The organism is Nocardioides cremeus (genome assembly GCF_030518195.1).
Lineage (GTDB): Bacteria > Actinomycetota > Actinomycetes > Propionibacteriales > Nocardioidaceae > Nocardioides > Nocardioides cremeus.
Genome location: NZ_JAULSC010000001.1, coordinates 257,512 through 273,161 on the forward strand (window position 1 = coordinate 257,512; position 15,650 = coordinate 273,161).

Annotated in this window: 17 protein-coding genes; 13 read left to right on the top strand and 4 right to left on the bottom strand. The window is 73.1% G+C overall.

Annotation, left to right across the window (positions count from 1 at the left end; all coding sequences use genetic code 11):
* The first annotated feature begins 21 nt into the window (after positions 1–21).
* Complete coding sequence (locus QWJ41_RS01210) at positions 22–576, top strand: hypothetical protein (RefSeq protein WP_302705309.1); 555 nt, start codon at positions 22–24, stop codon at positions 574–576.
* Here the strand turns inward: QWJ41_RS01210 and QWJ41_RS01215 are convergent.
* Complete coding sequence (locus tag QWJ41_RS01215) at positions 557–1,453, bottom strand: EamA family transporter (protein ID WP_302705310.1); 897 nt, start codon at positions 1,451–1,453, stop codon at positions 557–559. The two genes, QWJ41_RS01210 and QWJ41_RS01215, sit on opposite strands and share 20 nt — an antisense overlap.
* A gap of 70 nt (positions 1,454–1,523) precedes the next feature.
* Here QWJ41_RS01215 and QWJ41_RS01220 point away from each other — a divergent pair, with 70 nt between their 5' ends.
* Complete coding sequence (locus QWJ41_RS01220) at positions 1,524–2,063, top strand: MarR family winged helix-turn-helix transcriptional regulator (RefSeq protein WP_302705311.1); 540 nt, start codon at positions 1,524–1,526, stop codon at positions 2,061–2,063.
* 9 nt (positions 2,064–2,072) lie between these two features.
* Positions 2,073–2,660 carry a SecDF P1 head subdomain-containing protein gene (locus tag QWJ41_RS01225; protein ID WP_302705312.1) on the top strand — a complete coding sequence of 196 codons (588 nt, stop codon included), beginning with the start codon at positions 2,073–2,075 and terminating at the stop codon, positions 2,658–2,660.
* A 137-nt stretch (positions 2,661–2,797) separates the two neighbouring features.
* Here the strand turns inward: QWJ41_RS01225 and QWJ41_RS01230 are convergent, their stop codons facing one another.
* A complete protein-coding gene (locus tag QWJ41_RS01230) occupies positions 2,798–3,643 on the bottom strand; it encodes an aldo/keto reductase (RefSeq protein ID WP_302705313.1) in 846 nt (281 codons plus the stop codon).
* Between the two features lie 65 nt (positions 3,644–3,708).
* Here QWJ41_RS01230 and QWJ41_RS01235 point away from each other — a divergent pair, with 65 nt between their 5' ends.
* From QWJ41_RS01235 to QWJ41_RS01255, 5 genes are all read left to right on the top strand, one after another.
* On the top strand, positions 3,709–4,146 hold the full coding sequence (locus QWJ41_RS01235; protein ID WP_302705314.1) for an NUDIX hydrolase: 438 nt from the start codon (positions 3,709–3,711) through the stop codon (positions 4,144–4,146).
* 72 nt (positions 4,147–4,218) lie between these two features.
* Positions 4,219–4,509 carry a hypothetical protein gene (locus QWJ41_RS01240; RefSeq protein ID WP_302705315.1) on the top strand — a complete coding sequence of 97 codons (291 nt, stop codon included), beginning with the start codon at positions 4,219–4,221 and terminating at the stop codon, positions 4,507–4,509.
* Positions 4,506–5,786 carry a WXG100 family type VII secretion target gene (locus tag QWJ41_RS01245; RefSeq protein ID WP_302705317.1) on the top strand — a complete coding sequence of 427 codons (1,281 nt, stop codon included), beginning with the start codon at positions 4,506–4,508 and terminating at the stop codon, positions 5,784–5,786. Before QWJ41_RS01240 ends, QWJ41_RS01245 begins: the two co-directional genes overlap by 4 nt.
* Positions 5,783–6,559 (top strand): hypothetical protein, encoded by a 777-nt coding sequence (locus QWJ41_RS01250; protein WP_302705318.1) that lies wholly within the window; start codon positions 5,783–5,785, stop codon positions 6,557–6,559. The genes QWJ41_RS01245 and QWJ41_RS01250 overlap by 4 nt, the downstream gene beginning before the upstream one ends.
* Positions 6,552–7,097 (top strand): hypothetical protein, encoded by a 546-nt coding sequence (locus tag QWJ41_RS01255; RefSeq protein ID WP_302705319.1) that lies wholly within the window; start codon positions 6,552–6,554, stop codon positions 7,095–7,097. Before QWJ41_RS01250 ends, QWJ41_RS01255 begins: the two co-directional genes overlap by 8 nt.
* A gap of 25 nt (positions 7,098–7,122) precedes the next feature.
* On the opposite strand, the gene QWJ41_RS01260 is transcribed toward QWJ41_RS01255, so the two are convergent.
* A complete protein-coding gene (locus tag QWJ41_RS01260; RefSeq protein WP_302705320.1) occupies positions 7,123–7,644 on the bottom strand; it encodes a GNAT family N-acetyltransferase in 522 nt (173 codons plus the stop codon).
* A 162-nt stretch (positions 7,645–7,806) separates the two neighbouring features.
* Here QWJ41_RS01260 and dnaK point away from each other — a divergent pair, with 162 nt between their 5' ends.
* From dnaK to QWJ41_RS01280, 4 genes are all read left to right on the top strand, one after another.
* The gene (gene dnaK / locus QWJ41_RS01265) at positions 7,807–9,693 is read left to right on the top strand and encodes a molecular chaperone DnaK (RefSeq protein WP_302705321.1); all 1,887 of its coding nucleotides are present in this window, start codon (positions 7,807–7,809) and stop codon (positions 9,691–9,693) included.
* Positions 9,690–10,370, top strand: coding sequence for a nucleotide exchange factor GrpE (grpE, locus tag QWJ41_RS01270; RefSeq protein WP_302705322.1), 681 nt, complete (start codon positions 9,690–9,692; stop codon positions 10,368–10,370). The genes dnaK and grpE overlap by 4 nt, the downstream gene beginning before the upstream one ends.
* A gap of 102 nt (positions 10,371–10,472) precedes the next feature.
* The gene (gene dnaJ / locus QWJ41_RS01275) at positions 10,473–11,660 is read left to right on the top strand and encodes a molecular chaperone DnaJ (protein WP_439117296.1); all 1,188 of its coding nucleotides are present in this window, start codon (positions 10,473–10,475) and stop codon (positions 11,658–11,660) included.
* Entirely contained in the window at positions 11,660–12,100 is a 441-nt protein-coding gene (locus tag QWJ41_RS01280) for a heat shock protein transcriptional repressor HspR (RefSeq protein ID WP_302705324.1), read from the top strand. Before dnaJ ends, QWJ41_RS01280 begins: the two co-directional genes overlap by 1 nt.
* 190 nt (positions 12,101–12,290) lie before the next feature.
* Here the strand turns inward: QWJ41_RS01280 and QWJ41_RS01285 are convergent, their stop codons facing one another.
* The gene (locus tag QWJ41_RS01285) at positions 12,291–13,928 is read right to left on the bottom strand and encodes an alpha-amylase family glycosyl hydrolase (RefSeq protein WP_439117297.1); all 1,638 of its coding nucleotides are present in this window, start codon (positions 13,926–13,928) and stop codon (positions 12,291–12,293) included.
* Between the two features lie 399 nt (positions 13,929–14,327).
* On the opposite strand from QWJ41_RS01285, the gene QWJ41_RS01290 reads away from it, so the two are divergent.
* Positions 14,328–15,626 carry a DUF445 domain-containing protein gene (locus QWJ41_RS01290; protein ID WP_302705326.1) on the top strand — a complete coding sequence of 433 codons (1,299 nt, stop codon included), beginning with the start codon at positions 14,328–14,330 and terminating at the stop codon, positions 15,624–15,626.
* The last annotated feature ends 24 nt before the right edge of the window (positions 15,627–15,650 follow it).

Sequence of the window (15,650 nt, forward strand, 5' to 3'; positions counted from 1 at the left end):
GCCGAGACGACGGAGACCCCTGTGGCCCTGCACGACGACCGCCCGGTCCTGACCGGTCTGCTCGCCCTGGTCGGTGTCGGCCTCGCGGTCGGGCTGGTGCTCGGCGGCGGCGCGCTGGCCGTGACCCGGGTGCTCGGCGTCGACGGCTCCTCGGCGACCACCACCGCCACGGACGCCGGCTCGCTCTACCTGCCGCGTCCCTCCGAGACCGGCGGCCCCTCCGGCCCGCTGCTGACGCTCGGCGCCGACCCCGGGCAGAGTGCCAGCCAGGAGCCCACCCAGGAGCCGACCAAGAAGAAGGCCGAGAAGCAGATCTCGCTCTCGGCCGGGCAGACCCAGGTCGCGCCGATGGGTCAGATCGACCTGACCGGCGTCTACCCCGGCGGCGAGGGCTCGGTGCTGCAGGTGCAGAAGTTCGTCAGCGGCGGCTGGCAGGACTTCCCGGTCACCGCGGTGGTCAGCAACGAGACCTTCGCGACCTACGTGCAGACCAGCGCCCAGGGCGTCAACCGCTTCCGGGTCGTCGACAACGACTCCGAGACCGCCTCCAACGAGGTCAAGGTGACGGTGGGCTGAGCTCCACCGCCCGTGGCGCGGGCGTGGCGCGCCGCGCTCGCAGCCGTCGTACGGCGCTCGCGGCCACCGGCTGGCCGGCGACCACACCGCCGAGAGCCAGGGCCGTGCCCAGTGCCTGGGCGGAACCGAAGACCTCGCCGACGACCAGGACGCCGAGGACGGTCCCCACCACCGGGTTGAGCAGCCCGACGAGTGCCACAGCGCCGGCGGGCATCCGTGTCAGCCCGTGGAACCAGCAGGCGTAGGCGAGCACGGTGCCGACGCCGCCCAGCCACACGTAGCCGGCGACCGCGGACGCGTCGAGCGCGGGTGGGGCACCCTCGACCGCGAGCGCCACCGGCACCAGGACGACACCGCCCACGACCAGCTGCCAGCTGACCAGGCTCAGCATCCCCACCGGCGGGGTCCACCGCTTGACCAGGACGAAGCCGAGGCCGGAGACCGCCACCGAGCCTGCGGCGCCGAGCAGCCCGACGGGATCGACACCCTCGGGCGAGCGCAGTACCAGCAGCCCCACGCCGCTCAGCCCGAGCAGGGCGGCGCCCACGCCGACCCGCCCGGCCCGCTCGCCCAGCAGCAGCCAGGCCAGCGCCATGACGGCCAGCGGGGAGGAGGCCTGCAGTGTCGCCGCCAGACCGCCGGGAAGGCGATAGGCGGCCAGGAAGAGCAGGGGGAAGAACAGGCCGATGTTGCACAGGCCCAGGACCGCGGCTCGGCCCCACCACCCCGGGGGCGGCAGCTCGCGGCGGAGCGCGAGCAGCAGCAGTCCCGCCGGCAGGGCCCGCAGGGCGGCCGAGAAGAGTGGACGGTCAGGGGGCAGGAGGGCCTCGGTCGTCAGGTAGGTGGTGCCCCACGCCAGGGGTGCGACCGCCGCCACCAACAGCGCTCTCGACGAATTAGTTTCCACGGAAGATATAATATCTTCCTGTTCAGATATATTCCGGCGGGTGACGACGCACAGGCATGACCCCGAGCCGCACCGAGAGCCGCACCGCGAGCCGGACCACGTCGGACGGATCCTCGAGCAGTGGGCCCGGGAGCGGCCCGACCTCGACGTCTCGCCGATGGCCGTGATCGGTCGGGTGCACCGGGTGGGCGAGGCGCTGCACGCCCGGCTCCGCCCGGTCTTCGCAGCTGCAGGCCTCTCCGACGGCGACTTCGACGTGCTGGCTGCGCTGCGGCGTGCGGGCCGCCCCTACGAGCTCGGCCCCGGCGCCCTGGCCTCGAGCACCATGGTCACCAGCGGTGCGGTGACCAAGCGTGTCGACCGCCTGGAGCGGGCGGGGCTGGTGCGCCGGCGCGTCGCCGACGAGGACGCCCGTGCCCGCGTGGTCGCCCTGTCACCCTCGGGCGTCGACCTGGTCGACCGCGTGCTGGAGCAGCACGTGGCGAACGAGCACCGGCTCGTGGCGGCCCTGACGAGCCAGGAGCGCGACACACTGGCAGGTCTGCTCGCGCGGTGGGCGCAGGCGCTGGAGGGTCCGTAACCTGGAGGCATGCGGACGACTCGGCTCGTGGGCCTGCTGCTGGTCGCGGCGGGAGCCGGCGGCTGCGCCGAGGGCGGTTCGTCGCCCTCGCAGCCGAGCCCGGGGGAGGGCGTGACGCCGAGCGCGGCCGGCGGGCCGGCGGCCTTCCAGGCCCGGCCGGTGCTGGCCGTGCAGGGCCGCGACCTCGACGACTCCGCCGTCGAGCCGGGGCTGGTGCGCCGCCTGGAGACGCTGGACTGCCTGCGCAAGCCCCCCACGACCAACGCGCCCACCGCCGAGGCGATGCTCGCCTGCGACGCCCGCGGCGCGGGCTTCCTGCTCGGCCCGGCCGGGGTCGACGGCGGTGTGGAGCAGGCCGAGGTCGTCGCGGTGCGTGGCGGCGGGTACGCCGTGCAGGTCGATCTCGACCGGGCCTCCGCCGACGCGCTGGGCGACCTGGTGGGCGGTCTGGTCGGCTCCGAGGGCCGCTTCGCCGTGGTGGTCGACGGCATCGTGGTCGACCTGCCCAGCGCCGCCGACGGGGTCGGGGCCAGCCTGCAGGTCGGCGGCGACTGGACCCGCGCCGAGGCCGACGACGTCGCCGCCCGGCTCACCTGAGGCGGGCCGGGCGGCGTACGGGCTGACGGTTTCCCCGGGTACCCGGGGATCCCGTAGGCGTTGGGGTGAAATTTCAGCCCAACGCGTTCAGCTTCCCCGGGTACCCGGGGAAACCGAACGGGGCGTGGAGCCGCGATTCAGCCAGGCACGTAGTCGAACGTGTCGGGGTCGGGGCCACGACGACCCTCGGGGCCGCGGTCGAGGGAGGCGATCGTCTCGACCTCCTCGGCGGTGAGGGAGAAGTCGAAGATGTCGAAGTTCTCGCGCATCCGCTCCTGGCTCATCGACTTGGGGAAGACGATGTCGCCGCGTTCGACGTGCCAGCGCAGCGTCACCTGCGAGATCGACTTGCCGTGCGCGGCCGCGATCTTGCCGATGGTGTCGTCCGAGAGCACCGCGCCCTGGGCGATGGGCGACCAGGCCTCGACCTCGACGCCGTGGCGGATCGAGGCGGCCCGGGCCTCCTCGTTGGTGAAGTAGGGGTGCACCTCGATCTGGTTGACCGCCGGCACGACGCCGGTCTCGGCGATGATCCGCTCGAGGTGGGCGGGCTGGAAGTTCGAGACACCGATCGAGCGGGCGCGCCCATCGGCTACGAACTCGGCCAGCGTCTGCCAGGTCGAGACGAAGTTGCCGTCGTACAGCGTCGGCAACGGCCAGTGGATGAGGAACAGGTCGATCTGGTCGAGGCCGAGCTTGTCCATCGTGTCGTCGAAGGCGCGGCGCGCGTCGTCGGGGCGGTGGAAGCCGTTGTTGAGCTTGCTCGTCACGTAGAGCTCGTCGCGGGGGATGTCGGCGTTCGCGATGGCGACGCCGACCTCCTGCTCGTTGCCGTACATCTGCGCGGTGTCGATGTGCCGGTAGCCCACCTCGAAGGCCTTGGTCACGGTGTCCGCCGTCTGCTCGGGCGGCACCTGGAACACGCCGAAGCCGAGCTGCGGGATCTGCGTCTGGTCGTTCAGGGTGATGGTGGGAACGCTCATGGGATCCACAATGCCCACGACGCCCTGCGTCATTCCTGCCACGGGGGTGGGGAGAGGATGCTCACGTGCACTACACCGACTACGACACCCGGCTCGCGGCGTACGCCGTCATCACCGACGACCAGGGCCGCGTGCTGCTCGCGCTCTGGAACGAGGGCTCTCGCCGGCAGTGGACGATGCCCGGTGGTGGCGTCGAGCTCGACGAGGGCGTCGAGCAGGCCGTCGTGCGCGAGGTGCGCGAGGAGACCGGGTACGACGTCGTGGCCGGTGCGCTGCTGGGCGTCGACACCTACGTGCTGCCCCCGCACCGCCGGCTCAACGACAGCAACCGGTCGCTCAAGGCCGTGCGCACCGTCTTCCGCGCCGAGATCGTCGGTGGGGAGCTGACCCCCGAGCGCGACGGCAGCACCGACGAGGCGCGCTGGTTCACCCTCGACGAGGTGCGTGGCCTCGACCGGGTCTCGATCGTCGACATCTCGCTGCGCCTCGCCGGCCTGGTCTGAGGGGCGGCCGCTCGGCCGGTCGCCGCGCGGGACCGCGGGTTTGGTCCCCACGCTGCCGGGCAGGATCGGCCCATGCTCGAGGTGAGTCCCGACACGGTGGCCACGGCCGCCGGCCGCGTCGACGCCGCCGCGTCCGCGATCCTGGACGTCGACGCGGTGACCCCGTTCTCCGCGGGCGAGGCTCTCCCCGGCTCCCAGGTCGCCCAGGCGTGCCTGTGGGTCTCCACCCGGTTGGGCGCGGCCCTCCAGGTCTACGGCGACAGTCTCGGCTCCCTGGCCACCGCCGCGCGGGAGACTGCCGCCACCGTCTCCGCCGCCGACGCCGGCGTCAGCACCCAGCTCGGGCGGGGCATGACCCGATGAGCGGGTTGAGCATCGCGTTGGTCCGCTCGTGGCGACCCGAGGCCCTGTCCTCCTCCGCCGCCGACCTGGGGAGGGCCTCGAGCGTCGTCGACGACCAGGTCGACCAGCTGCGCCGCTCGCTGGAGCGGATGCTCGAGGACGCCGGGGGCCACTGGGCGCAGGCCGCCGGCGAGCGAGCTGCCGAGGAGGTGCGAACCGGCGTGCGCCTCGCGGATGCGCTGGACACCGCCCGGAGGGTCCTGCGCGACGGGGCCGGCGAGATCGGCGCAGCCCGCACGACCCTGATGACGCAGATCGACGCGGCCCGTGGCGAGGGGTTCGTGGTGGGCGACGACGGGCGCGTCACCGCCCCGACGCTGCCGCCCGTCATGTCCGCCCCCGACGACGCCGCGGTCGCCCTCGCGTCGCGCGACGCACGACAACGCTCTCTCAACGAACGGGCCCAGCAGGTCGCCGACGGCATCAGCTCCGGCCTCGCCTCCGTGGCCGCCGCCGACGCGGCGACCGCACGGCGCCTGGCCGACGTGGAGCTCCCGCAGACCCTAGAGTCGGCTGTGGAGGCCTACCTCGAGCGTGCCCTGGCCTCACGTGACCTCCTGGGCGCGCTGGGGGCCGCCGGGGCCGGAGGTGCGGCGCTGGCCCTGACGCTCAAGAATGCCGCCAGGCTCTTCGGCAAGACCAGGGCGCTGAGCCAGTTCCTGCGGGCCTCGTCGGCGTCCATCACCGACTACGGCACCTTCCTGCGCAACCTCGGGGCCGCCGACGACGCCCTCGACGTCTTCCGGCGTGGACCCGCGGACGGCGGTCTGGCGCGCTTCCTGGTCGGCACCCGGGCGGCGGGCGTGCTGGGCAAGGCGTTCCTGCCGCTCACCGTGGTGACCGGGTTGGCCGACGTCGTGACCGGGGGCGGTCACGACGGCGCGCGCGGGTGGGCGACGCGTGGCTTCGGCGTCGCCGGCGTGGCGGGGGCCGGCACGCTGGTGGCCTCCTCGCTGGGCCTGGTCGCGCTGGGGCCGGTGGGTGCCGGGATCGCCGGCGTCGCCGTGCTCGGCTACGGGCTGTGGACCGCGGGCAGCCTCGTCCACGACCACTGGGACGACATCACCGAGTTCGGTGGCAGGGCGGCCGGCTGGGTCGGGGACCGCTGGGACGACACCACCGCGGCGGTCGACTCGGCCACCGACTGGGCCGGCGACCGGCTCGCCGACGCGGGTGGTGCGCTGGAGGACATGGGCCGCTCGACCGTCTCCACGCTCAGCTTCGGGGTGCTCGGATGAGCGCCCCCCTCCCGTCCGTCGACGGCGCGGTCTTCGTGGAGGTGCTCACCGACGAGGAGCTCTCGGTGGTGGCCCGACCGGGACCGATGCCGGTGACCCCGTTCCTCGACGAGCTCGACGAGGCCCAGCGCGAGACCGCCCGGCGCACCGCCTACCGGTCCCTGCTGGCCCGGGGCGTCCTGGACCCGCCGACGCCCGAGGCCGTGGCCCGGGCCGCCGCGGTCCGTGACGGGTCGGTCGAGCTGCCCGTGCGCGACGACGTGCGATCGCTGGTCGCGTTGCGCGAGGGTGCGGAGATGGTGGTGGCGGTGGCCCGCAGCGCCGCGGCCTGGCAGGACTTCTGGTACGCCCACGTCGTCAAGGACGTGGTGCTGCTCGAGCAGGTCAGCAGCGACGGGCTGCACCGCTTCGCGCTCCTCGAGGCCGAGGAGCTGGCTCGTGCGGTGCTGGGCGCCGCCGTGCACCCGGACGCGGGGGCCGCCCCCACGGGCGGGCCGGTGCCGGTCCCGGCCCAAACCGAGGATCCGACCCCGCCTGACGAGGTGCTCGAACGGCTGGGCGCGGCCTTCCTGCGCACCGACGTCGTCGTACGCCGGGTGGGCGACACCGATCCGCCCGCCCTGACGATCTTCTCGGGACCCGGCGGCTGCTGGCTGGTGGACGCGGCAGCCGCGCCGCGATTGGCCGAGCCCCTCGACGTGGAGACCGCTCGTGCCCGGTTGAGCGAGACGCTCGCCGGTGTGCGGGCCGAGCTGGAGGTGCTGCGTGGCTGAGGGCGGGCGGGTCGAGGTTCCCCGGCTGCTGTCGCGCCGACCCACCATGTGGCTGTCGGCCGGGGCCACCGTGCTCGGCGCCGTCGGCGTCGTGGGCTGGGGTGTCGCCACCCAGACGGGGACCAACCTGGTGATGGCGGTGCTCCTGGCGGTGCTGCTGCCGCTCGCGCTGGTCGCGGTCGTGTGGCGCCGCACGTGGCTCGACACCAGCCACGGCATCGTGCACCACCGCGTGGCACTGCTGCCGGCCCGGAGCGTGGCCTGGGCCGAGGCCACCACCCTGGACCTCGAGCGCAACCGGGCCGGCCAGCTGGCCCTGCGGGCCCGCGGCCAGCGCGGGACGGTGCGCGTCACGCTGCTCGCCGACGACGTCGGGGGCGAGCGCAGCGCCGGCCCCGACCTGCTCCGGCTCCTCGCCGACGAGATCGACCGGTGGGCCCCCGAGCGGCAGCGGCTCACCGCCCGGCTGCGGGGCCAGGCCGACCACGTCGAGGCCGGCGGCGCGCCGCGCGAGTCCCCGCTGGCGCGACACCTCTGACGAGTCGCCCCCCGGGTCGAGGGGCTCAGAGCCCGGTCGGCACCCAGTAGCGCTGCTTCGCAGCGACCGACTGCGTGGCGGGCGCGACCCCGTCGGGCGCCCCGCCGCAGGCCTCGATCACCGCCGCCGAGCCCACGTTGTCGACGTCGCAGGTGACCAGCGCCTGCTCGATGCCGTGCTCGCGGCACACCTCGAGGCAGCCGCGCAGGATCGCGGTGGCGTGGCCGCGCCGGCGGTGGGCCGGGCGCACGCCGTACCCGACGTGGCCGCCCCAGGTGGCCAGGAAGTCGTTGAGCTCGTGGCGCACCGAGGCCCGCCCGACGATCTCGCCGTCGACCTCGGCGACCAGGAAGGTGGCGGCCACCATCCAGTCCTCGAGGCCCTGGCCGCGCCGGTGCTGCTCGAGGAGGGCGACGTAGTCGTCCCAGTCCCGGTCTGCGGGCTCCGGCATCAGGAACCCGAAGCCGTCGGCGGCCAGCTCGGCGTGCGCGGTGCGCGCCTGCGCCTCGTCGTCGGGGCCCAGCGGTCGCAGCAGGAGGTCGCTCATGGTGCGCAGCCAAGCACGGGAATGAAAGCGGTCGCCATTGCATTGAGCCCAGTGAGCAAAGTTGAGTTGAACGGACTCAGGTAATTTGCCAGACTCTCGGCAGCGACGCACGATGGTCGCACCGGACTTCCCCAGCACGTCCCCCTAGATGGAGGTAACACCATGGCCCGAGCGGTCGGAATCGACCTCGGCACCACGAACAGCGTCGTGTCGGTCCTCGAGGGTGGCGAGCCCACCGTCATCGCCAACGCCGAGGGCGCTCGCACGACCCCCTCGGTCGTCGCGTTCGCCAAGAACGGCGAGGTGCTCGTCGGCGAGGTCGCCAAGCGTCAGGCGGTCACCAACGTCGACCGCACCATCCGGTCGGTCAAGCGCCACATGGGCACCGACTGGAAGACCAAGATCGACGACAAGGACTTCACGCCGCAGCAGATCAGCGCGTTCGTCCTGCAGAAGCTCAAGCGCGACGCCGAGGCCTACCTCGGCGAGACGGTCACCGACGCGGTCATCACCGTGCCGGCGTACTTCTCCGACGCCCAGCGCCAGGCCACCAAGGAGGCCGGCGAAATCGCGGGCCTCAACGTCTCGCGCATCGTCAACGAGCCCACCGCGGCCGCGCTGGCCTACGGCCTCGACAAGGGCGACGACCAGACGATCCTCGTCTTCGACCTCGGTGGCGGCACGTTCGACGTGTCCCTCCTCGAGATCGGCGAGGGTGTCGTCGAGGTCAAGGCGACCTCCGGCGACAACCACCTCGGTGGTGACGACTGGGACTCCCGCGTCGTGGAGTGGATGGTCAAGAAGTTCAAGGACAACAACGGCGTCGACCTCGCCGCCGACAAGATCGCCAAGCAGCGCCTCCAGGAGGCCGCCGAGAAGGCGAAGATCGAGCTGTCCTCGAGCTCCGAGACCACGATCCACCTGCCCTACATCACCCACGGCGAGTCGGGCCCGCTGCACTTCGAGGAGCGCCTGACCCGCTCGGAGTTCCAGAAGCTCACCTCCGATCTGCTCGACCGCACCAAGGCCCCCTTCCAGGCCGTGCTCAAGGACGGCGGCGTCGCGATCGACAAGATCGACCACGTCGTGCTCGTCGGCGGCTCGACCCGGATGCCCGCGGTCACCGAGGTCGTCAAGGACCTGCTCGGCGGCAAGGAGCCCAACAAGGGCGTCAACCCCGACGAGGTCGTTGCCATCGGTGCGGCCCTGCAGGCCGGCGTCCTCAAGGGCGAGGTCAAGGACGTGCTGCTGCTCGACGTCACCCCGCTCTCCCTGGGCATCGAGACCAAGGGCGGCGTGATGACCAACCTCATCGAGCGCAACACCACGATCCCGACCAAGCGCTCGGAGATCTTCACCACCGCCGACGACAACCAGCCGTCGGTGGAGATCAAGGTCGCCCAGGGCGAGCGCCAGATGTGGGCGCAGAACCAGCCGCTGGGCAACTTCGAGCTCACCGGCCTGCCGCCGGCTCCGCGGGGCGTGCCCAAGATCGAGGTCACCTTCGACATCGACGCCAACGGCATCGTGCACGTCTCGGCCAAGGACCAGGGCTCCGGCAAGGAGCAGTCGATGACCATCTCCGGCGGCTCCGCGCTGTCGAAGGAGGAGATCGACCGGATGGTCAAGGACGCCGAGCAGTACGCCGAGGAGGACGCCAAGCGTCGCGAGGCGATCGAGGTCCGCAACCAGGCCGACCAGCTCGTCTACACGACCGAGAAGTTCCTCTCCGAGAACGCCGAGAAGCTGCCCGACGACGTCAAGACCGAGGTCCAGGCCGACGTCGACGCGCTGAAGGCCACCCTGGAGAAGGACGACGCCGACGCCGACGAGCTCAACGCCGGGCTGACCAAGCTCAACGAGTCCAGCCAGAAGATGGGCGCCGCGATGTACGCCGCCGCCGAGGCCGACCAGGCCGCCGCGGGTGGCACCACCGGCGCGACCGGTGAGGCCGACGACGACATCGTCGACGCCGAGGTCGTGGACGAGGAGCCCGGCACCGAGGGCACCGACGGCACCGACGGTGCTGCCGAGGGTGAGAGCAAGTGACCGAGCCCCGCGACGAGCAGAACATCCCTCCGCCCGAGGGGTCCTTCCCCGACGAGGCGGCCGAGATGGTCGCCGAGACCGACGTCGAGGCGGGTGCGGCCGGTGGTGACCCCGCCACCGCCGACCCCGCCGCCGACACCTCTGTCGACACTGACGCCGGGGGTGAGGGCGCCGACGACGAGCTGACCCTGGCCCGCATCGCCCTGGAGGAGCGCACGCTCGACCTCCAGCGCCTGCAGGCCGAGTTCGTCAACTACAAGCGCCGCGTCGAGCGGGACCGCGAGCTGGTCAAGGAGAACGCGACGTACGCCGCGCTCGCCCCGATCACCGAGGTCCTCGACACCATCGACCGGGCGCGTGAGCACGAGCCCCTCGAGGGTGGCTTCAAGGCCGTCGCCGAGCAGCTCGAGCGCACCGTGGGTGCGGCCGGGCTGATCCGGTACGGCGCGCCCGGCGACCCGTTCGACCCCAGCCTCCACGAGGCCCTCTCCCACGTCGGGGAGGATCCCGAGGTGAGCGTGACCACCTGCAAGATCGTCGCCAAGGCGGGATACCGCATCGGTGACCGGGTGGTCCGCGCCGCGCAGGTGCTGGTGGTCGACCCGGCTGACGACGGTGCGCAGGCCGCGCCCGAGGAGCAGGGACAGCAGGACCAGCAGGACCAGCAGGACCAGTAGCACCACGGCTGCGGGCCGGCCCCCACCAGGGCCGGCCCGCACCGGCACGGGACCAGCACCAGACCAGCAGCGAGGGGAGGCCACGTGAGCGACACCGACGGCATGCGCGCCGACTGGGCGGGCAAGGACTTCTACGCGGTCCTGGGCGTGAAGAAGGACGCCCCGGCCGACGAGATCAAGAAGGCCTACCGGCGCCTCGCGCGGGCCAACCACCCCGACTCCAACCCCGGCGACACCGCCAAGCACGACACCTTCAAGAAGGTCGCCGAGGCCTACGACGTCGTCGGCGACCCCGCCAAGCGCGCCAAGTACGACGAGATGCGCCGCCTCTACGCCTCCGGCGGATACCCCGCGGGCGGCGCCGGCGGCGGGTTTGGCGGCGGCTTCGGCGGCCAGGGCGGCGGGATCAACCTCGAGGACCTGCTGCGCGACAGCGGTGGGGCCGGTGCCGGCGGCTTCGGCGACATGTTCGGCGACCTCTTCGGCGGCGCCGGTGGCGGACGGCGGCGTACGACGCGTCCGCGCCCGACCAAGGGCGGCGACGTCGAGACCACCGCCACCATCAGCTTCACCGACGCCATGGACGGCGTGACGGTCTCGCTGCGGCTCTCCTCGGAGTCGGCCTGCACGACCTGCGGCGGCTCGGGCGGCAAGCCCGGCACCCGGCCGCACATCTGCACCACCTGCGAGGGCGCCGGCTTCGTGGTCGCCTCGATGGGCGGCTCGTTCTCGGTCAACGAGACCTGCCCGGCCTGCGGCGGTCGCCAGCTGGTCTACGACGAGCCGTGCCCGACCTGTCGCGGCACCGGTCGCGGCACCTCCGCACGCACCATCCAGACCCGCATCCCTGCCGGCGTCAAGGACGGCCAGCGGATCCGGGTGCGCGGCAAGGGCTCGCCCGGCGAGAACGGCGGGCCCGCCGGCGACCTCTTCGTGACCGTCAAGGTCTCCCCGCACCGCGTCTTCGGCCGCAAGGACGACAACCTGACCATCGACGTGCCGGTCTCCTTCGACGAGCTCGCGCTCGGCGCAGAGATCCGGATCCCCACGCTCGGCGGCGCCCCGGTGACGCTGCGGGTGCCGGCCGGCACCCCCAACGGGCGCACCTTCCGGGTGCGCGGCAAGGGCGCCAAGAAGGCCGACGGGTCGCGCGGCGACCTGCTGGCCACCGTCGAGGTGCAGGTGCCGGCCGTCCTCGACGCCCAGACCCGGGCCGCGGTCGAGGCCTACCGCGAGGCGACAACGTCGAAGCCGCTGCGCGCCAACCTGTTCGAGCAGGCCGGTGCCTGATGGCCCGGCGGTCGGCCAACCCCTTCGGTGACGCCCACCCCGACGCCGCCGTCTTCGTCATCTCGGTGGCCGCCGAGCTCACCGGGCTGCACCCGCAGACGCTGCGCACCTGGGAGCGCCTGGGCCTGATCACGCCCGGGCGCACCGGTGGCGGCGGGCGGCGCTACTCCGGGCGCGACATCGAGCGGCTGCGCGAGATCGCCGAGCTCTCCGGCGCCGGGATCGGCATCGAGGGCGTCCGGCGCATCCTCGACCTGGAGAACCGGGTCAACGCCCTCTCGGCGCGCAACGAGGAGCTCGTGGCCGAGCTCGAGGCGACCCGCGCCGCGCTGCGCCAGGCCGTCGCCGTACGCCGTGGCGACCTGCCCCCCAACAAGCTGCCCGTCCTGCGCGCCCCCGACGCCTCCGGCTCCGTCGTGGTGTGGCGCCGCCCCCGCTGACCCGTCCCCAACTTCCCGCCGACCCGGCCTGAATCTCCCGCTGACCCGTCCCGAACTTCCCGCCGACCCGGCCCGAACTTCTCACTGACCCGGCCCGGATCTCCGCTCGTCGGAGCAGGTGCGTGCGGCGGGAGGTTCGGGCCGGCTCGAGGCGAAGTTCAGGCCGGGTCAGCGCGATATTGGGGCCGGGTCAGCGGGCGGGGGCGGTGAGCCAGGAGACCGCGTAGGGCGCCAGCAGGACGTGGCCGTCGGCGGCGCGCACCGGTCCGCCGGCGAGGTGGTCGTGCACCGGGGCGCCATCGCGGCCGAGCCCGGCCTGCTCCAGGAGCCACCACGGCACCCGGCGCTCGACGGCGGTCATGTTGTGCAGCGCGAGGAACGAGCCCTCCGGGTGGCGGCGCAGCACGTGGAAGACACCCGTGTCGGGCGGGTCGAGCACCTCGGCGGGCGTGGCGGCGTGCAGGTGCGGCAGCGAGCGGCGTACGCCGACCAGGTGACGCAGGCGGGGCAGCAGGCCGTGCGGGTCGGGCACGGTGCCGTCGGCGGCCCAGGGCATCCGGGGCCGGTGCACCCAGCGGTTGTCGTCAGCGTGCTCGGGCTCGGCGTCCCAGTCGGGGTCGTTGAGCAGCCCCACCTCGTCGCCCATCCAGATCACCGGCACCCCGCCGAAGCCGAGCACCACCGCGTGCGCCAGCACCACCCGGTCGAGGGCGTGCGGGTCGCCCGCCTCGAGCCCGGCCAGCGAGGCCAGCGAGCCCGAGATGCGCTTGTCGCCGGTGGCCGGGTTGGCCTGGAAGACCAGCCCGCGCGACCAGGAGCCGGGGAACGAGCCGTCGTAGAAGTCGGAGAGGAAGCGGCGGTGGGCGAAGCCCTCGAGCCCGGCCGCGGCGGCGTCCTCGTCGGAGACCGCCCAGCCGATGTCGTCGTGGCAGCGCGCGTAGGTGATCCAGGCCGTGCTCGAGGGCGGCGTCGGCAGCGAGGCGAGGGCGTGCGAGCTCATCCACGTCTCCCCGGTGGCCAGCATCGACCACAGGTGCACCATCAGCGCGTTGTGGTAGGCCAGGTCGCTGACCTTGCCGTGGTGGCGGCCCTCGCCGAGGTAGGCGACCAGGTCGCGCGGACCCACGATCGCCTCGGCCTTGAAGGCCACCGCCGGGCAGGCGATCCGGGCCACCATCCGCAGCGCCTGGGTCAGCGCGTGCACCTCGGGCTGGTTCTGGCAGTCGGTGCCCAGCCGCTTCCAGGTGAAGGCGATCGCGTCGAGCCGGAACACCTCGCACCCGGCGTTGGCCAGGTCGCAGATGATGTCGGCGAACTCCTCGAGCACCGCCGGGTTCGACCAGTCGAGGTCCCACTGCCAGGAGTTGAAGGTGGTCCACACCCAGCCGTCGAGCTCGTCGTCCCAGCTGAAGCTGCCGGGCGCGAAGTCGGGGAAGACCTCGGGCAACGTCTGCTCCCAGCGGTCGGGCTCGGTGCGGTCGGGGTAGACGTGGAAGTAGTCGAGGTACGCCGCCTCCCCGGCGCGGGCGCGCGCGGCCCACTCGTGCTCGCGGGCGACGTGGTTGAGCACCAGGTCGAGGCACAGGCTCATCCCCGACTCGCGCAGCCGGGCCGCCAGCGCCCGCAGGTCGTCCATGGTGCCGAGGTCCTCGCGCACGCTGCGGTAGTCCATCACCGCGTAGCCGCCGTCGTTGGGCGCCGGGCGTGGGCGCAGCAGCGGCATCAGGTGCAGGTAGGTGACGCCGAGGTCGCGCAGGTGGTCGAGGCGCTCGCCGACGCCGGCGAGCGTGCCGGCGTAGCGGTCGGCGTACGCCGCGTAGCCGAGCATCCCGGGCCGCTGGAACCAGTCGGGGGCCAGGGTCCGGCGCTCGTCGAGGTCGTGCAGGTCGTCGTCGCGCTCGGCGAAGCGGCGCGCCGCCACGGCCAGCAGCCGCTCGGCGAGGGCCTCGGCCTCGGCGGGACCGGGCGTGACCTCGGTGAGCGCGGCGACCAGGTCGGGACGCCACCGCTCGACCCGGGCGGCGAAGGTGCGCTGCCGGTGCTCGGGGAGGGCGGCCAGCGGGTCGCGTGGTGCTGACGACGTGTCGTGGGTCACCCCACCCACGCTATCGGGCCCCTTCCGGGCCCTGTCGCGGCGAGGGGTGCGGCGCTAGTCTCGCCAGGTCAGCCCGGGTGCCCGGCACCGGGTCAGGCTCTGGGGAGGGTCGGACGAAGGACGAGGCCGTCGGTGGACTGGATCAACGAGTGGGTCGCGGGGATCCACTGGGTCCACTTCCTGACCATCCCCGTCTTCACCGGCGTCGTCGGCTGGCTGATCAACTGGTCGGGCCTCTTCATGCTCTTCAGCCCGCTGCACTTCAAGGGCGTGCGCATCCCCGGCATGCGCGAGCTCGCCGGGGTGCTGCCGCGCAAGGTCCAGGAGGTGCCGGGGGTCCTGCAGGGCGGCATCGGCTGGCAGGGCATCGTGCCGGCGCGCGCGGCCAAGATGGGCTCGATCGCGGTCGACAAGGCGATCTCCAAGCTCGGCACGCCGGCGGAGTTCTACCAGCAGCTCGAGCCCGAGCGGATCGCCGAGCACATCGTCGAGTCCTTCCGCCCCGAGGTGCCCGGCCTGGTCGAGGAGGTGATGCGGCGCGAGCACCCACGGCTCTGGCGCGACCTGCCGCGCCCGATCCGCCAGGCGATCGTCGAGCGGGTGCAGTCGCAGCTGCCGGGCGTGGTCAGCGGCATCACCACCGAGATCGGGGTGCACATCGACCAGCTGCTCGACCCCAAGATCATGGTGATCGACCACTTCCGCGACAACCCGTCGCTGGTGGTGCGGATCTTCCGCGACTTCGGCCAGCGCGAGCTCAACCTGATGGTCGCGTTCGGGTTCGTCTTCGGCTTCGCGCTCGGGGTGCCGGTCGCGGTCGTCGACAGCATCTTCGGCCAGTGGTGGCTGCTGCCGGTGATGGGTGTGGTGGTCGGCTGGATCACCAACGCCCTGGGCATGTGGCTGATCTTCGAGCCGCCCGAGCCGCGCCGCATCCTGGGCGTCAAGGTGCACGGGCTGTTCCTGCGCCGCCAGTCCGAGGCCGCCGAGGTGTACGCCCGGATCATCGCCGAGGACGTCATCACCCTCGAGCGGATCGGCGACTTCCTGCTCGACGGCCCCAGCGGTGACCGCACCCGCCAGATGCTGGCGCACTCGCTGCGCCCGGCGATCGAGCGGGCGGTGGGTCCCGCGCGCGGCGCGGTGCGGGTCGCGGTCGGCACGCGGCGCTTCGACACGATCCGCGACCAGGTCGCCCAGGAGGCGGTGGGCCGCACCCTCACGCCGTTCCGCGACCCCGAGTTCAGCCGGCAGCAGGCCGACAAGATCCAGGTGCTCATCGCGCGGCGCACCAAGGAGCTGCCGCCGCGCGACTTCGTGGAGATGATGCGCTCGGCCATCCGGGAGGACGAGTGGATGCTCTACGCCCACGGCGCCATCATGGGTCTGGGCGGCGGGTTCCTGCACCTGTGGATCTTCGGTGTCGCATGAGCCGCACGAGCCGTCAGAGCCGCC